The 3083-nt window shown below is 65.2% G+C and carries 4 protein-coding genes and 1 pseudogene; 1 reads left to right on the plus strand and 4 read right to left on the minus strand.

Annotated features, from left to right (window positions below; genetic code table 11):
* The 3 genes and pseudogenes from EN991_RS41200 to EN991_RS29535 all read right to left on the minus strand — a co-directional run.
* A pseudogene (locus EN991_RS41200) lies at positions 1–119 on the minus strand (MFS transporter); the annotation flags it as partial.
* A 125-nt stretch (positions 120–244) separates the two neighbouring features.
* A complete protein-coding gene (locus EN991_RS29530) occupies positions 245–1621 on the minus strand; it encodes an FAD-containing oxidoreductase (protein WP_127370073.1) in 1377 nt (458 codons plus the stop codon).
* Complete coding sequence (locus EN991_RS29535) at positions 1618–2079, minus strand: membrane protein (protein ID WP_027162181.1); 462 nt, start codon at positions 2077–2079, stop codon at positions 1618–1620. Before EN991_RS29535 ends, EN991_RS29530 begins: the two co-directional genes overlap by 4 nt.
* A 135-nt stretch (positions 2080–2214) precedes the next feature.
* On the opposite strand from EN991_RS29535, the gene EN991_RS29540 reads away from it, so the two are divergent.
* Complete coding sequence (locus EN991_RS29540) at positions 2215–2772, plus strand: sugar O-acetyltransferase (protein ID WP_127370074.1); 558 nt, start codon at positions 2215–2217, stop codon at positions 2770–2772.
* A 5-nt stretch (positions 2773–2777) separates the two neighbouring features.
* Here the strand turns inward: EN991_RS29540 and EN991_RS29545 are convergent.
* Positions 2778–3083 (minus strand): helix-turn-helix domain-containing protein (locus EN991_RS29545; RefSeq protein ID WP_127370075.1); only part of this gene is annotated, 306 nt, incomplete at its 5' end.

The following is a 3083-nucleotide window of genomic DNA, read 5'->3' on the forward strand; positions in this document are numbered from 1 at the left end:
GCCGCGGGGATCGACACGCCGAGGTCGGCGGCGACCTCAGGCAGCAAGCCCATGATGACGAATTCGGTGGTGCCGATGCAGAAGGACGCAATGGCAAGCGCAAGGATCGGCAAGGGCATGGTGCGTCCAGACTGAATCGGTTCAATTCCAGACTGCGCGAAGCACGCCACCGTGCGCAAGCTGCATTGCTGCATTGCAGCGATGCAGAAAAGGAAGAGCTTTAAAATGGGTCTTCAACGGGCTGTCACGCCAGCGGCTTCAGCTCCTGGGCAATGGTGGGCAGCAACTCCGAAACATTGGGATGGATGTGCACGGCACGCGCCAGCGTGTCGACGGGCGCCTTGGCGTACATCAGGTCGAGCACACAATGGATAGCCTCGTCGCCGCCGGGGCCGAGCACCGAGCAGCCGAGGATCTCCCTGGTGTCGGCATCGACCAGGATTTTCATGAAACCCTGCGTCTCGCCCTTTTCGATAGCGCGGCCGACGCGGGTCATCGGCCGCTGGCCGACCAGCGCGCGACGGCCGGATTTCTTCACTGCGGCCTCGGTCATGCCGCAGCGGCCAAGCGGCGGGTCGATGTAGAGCGCATAGGCTTCGATCCGGTCGCTGACCCTCCGCGGATCGTTGTCGAGCAAATTGGCGGCGACGATCTCGTAGTCGTTGTAGGAGGTGTGGGTGAAGGCGCCCCTGCCGTTGCAGTCGCCCATCGCCCAGATGCCGGGCACGCTGGTGCGCAGCTGGTCGTCGACGGTGACAAAACCGCGCTTGTCGACCTCGACGCCGGCCCTTTCCAGGCCGAGATCGTCGGTGTTGGGCGTGCGCCCCAGCGCCAGCAGCACATGCGAGCCGACCGCCGGTGGCTTGCCGGCGGAGAAGGTCACGGCGATGTCGTCACCCTGTCTGGCGAAGGCAATGTCGTCGGCGCCGACATGGACCGCGATGCCTTCGTTTTCGAGGATCGACAGGATGGCGGCGGAGACATCCTCGTCCTCGCGGCCGGTCAGGCGCGGGCTCTTCTCGACGACGGTGACTTCCGCGCCGAAGCGGCGGAACATCTGAGCGAATTCGAGCGAGATGTAGCTGCCGCCGACGACGACGAGATGGCGCGGCAGCACGTCGAGATCCATCATCGACGAGTTGGTCAGATAGTCGATGTCGTGGATGCCGGGAAGGTCGGGCACCGAGGCGCGGCCGCCGGTGTTGAGGAAGATCTTTTCGGCGGTCAGCAGATCGTCGCCGACGCGCACCGTGTTGGGGGATTCGAAACGCGCATGGCCGCGATAGAGGGTGCACTTGTCCATGCCGGCAATCCAGGTCTCGAGATTGCCGCGAGCGTCGTTTGTGACCTTGTCCTTGCGCGCCTTGATCACCTTGTAATCCACGCCGACCGGCCCGGAGAGCGTCACGCCATAGTCGGCGGCGCGGCGCGCCAGATGCGCGGCATAGGCGCTGGCGACCATGGTCTTGGTCGGCATGCAGCCGGTGTTGACGCAGGTGCCGCCGACCAGCTTGCGCTCGATCAGCGCGACGCTCATGCCGGCGGCCGTCAGCCGCCCGGCCAGCGGAGGGCCAGCCTGTCCGGCACCGATGATGATGGCGTCGAAGATTTTCGTCGTCATGCCACCGCCGCTACGATCAGCAGGCCGCCGATGATCGCCACCGCGTCCTCGATAAAGGCGGCGGGCGGATCCTTGCCGAAGGCGGCCGCGAGCCGGCCGCGAGCTTCGGCGCCGCCCAGCGTGCCGATGACAGCGCCGATGGCGCCCGCGATCAGGCCGCCGATGGTGGCGCCGCCTGTCGCGCCGATCACCGCGCCGGTGAAGGCGCCCATGACGATGCGGGCGCCGAATTGCTGGGGTACTTTACGGCTCGGCGTCGACGGCAACTGGTCGGTGACCAACTCGACAATGGCCAGGATGGTGAAGATGCCGACAGCCGCCCAATGGCTCATGAAGCTCGCCCAGGTGCCGGCAACCGTCAGCCAGCCGAGATAAGCGCCCCAGGCAATGGCGGCCGGCGCCGTCATGGCGCGAAGACCGGCAATGACGCCGATCAGAAGTGCGAGAATGTAGAGCATGGTCGATCCCCCTCGATCACGGGCCAAGACGGCCTTGAGTCACAGGCTACCATAGGTCCAATATTTGACCAGTACTGGCATCGGCGCTTTTGGCTGCACTTGTGCTTTGCAAGGACGTGAACTGGAGACCGCATCATGGCTGAGAGCGAGCGCGTGAAGATGGTGGCCGGCGAATGGTATACCTGCATCGATGACGAACTGGAGTCGTTGCGGATGATAGCGCGCGATGCGGTGTTCGAGCACAACTTGCTGCCGCCTCGTCAACGCGGCAATCTCGGGCCGGCTCTGAAGGCACTGCTGGGAAGAGCCGGCGAGGGCGCCCGTATCGAGGCGCCGTTCCACTGCGCCTATGGCTTCAACATCTTTCTCGGCGACGGCGTGTTTCTCAATGCCGGCTGCACCATCCTCGACACGGCGAGCGTGCGCATCGGCAAGGCAACGCTGCTCGGCCCGAACGTGCAGATCTACTGCGCCGAGCACCACAAGGAGGCCAGTGGGCGGCAGGCCGGACTGGAGATCGCCCGACCGATTGAGATCGGCGCCAATGCCTGGATCGGCGGCTCAGCCGTCATCCTTGGCGGCGTCAGCATCGGTGAAGGCGCCATCGTCGGCGCCGGTGCGGTGGTGACGCGCGACGTGGCGGCGAACGCCACGGTGATCGGCAATCCGGCGCGGCCGGTCAAGCGGGGCTGAACAGGTCAGGACGACAGGACATACGTCATGCGCTCTTCCTGATCGCCTCGCCTGGAAAACTCTCGCCGGTATTGCGCCGGCGATGTCCTCAGTCTCGCGGCAAAATGCTGACGCAACGAGGTGGCGCTGCCGAAGCCGGCTTCGAAGGCGATCATGTCCATCGATTTCTCCGTCGCTTCCAGCAAACGCTGCGCCAGTTCGATCCGCTGGCTGGTCAGCCAATCGCCAAAGCTGGCGCCGATCGATTTCTGAAAGCGACGGGTAAAGGTGCGGCGGGTCAGGCCGGCGGCCTCGGCGACGCGGTCCAGGCT

The organism is Mesorhizobium sp. M7A.F.Ca.US.005.03.2.1 (assembly GCF_003997795.1).
Classification (GTDB): Bacteria; Pseudomonadota; Alphaproteobacteria; order Rhizobiales; family Rhizobiaceae; genus Mesorhizobium; species Mesorhizobium ciceri.

Bases quoted from the DNA above. Each gene is read 5' to 3' on its own strand.
- EN991_RS29530 (WP_127370073.1), bottom strand. From the start codon at position 1,621: ATGACGACGAAAATCTTCGACGCCATCATCATCGGTGCCGGACAGGCT.
- EN991_RS29535 (WP_027162181.1), bottom strand. From the start codon at position 2,079: ATGCTCTACATTCTCGCACTTCTGATCGGCGTCATTGCCGGTCTTCGC.
- EN991_RS29540 (WP_127370074.1), top strand. From the start codon at position 2,215: ATGGCTGAGAGCGAGCGCGTGAAGATGGTGGCCGGCGAATGGTATACC.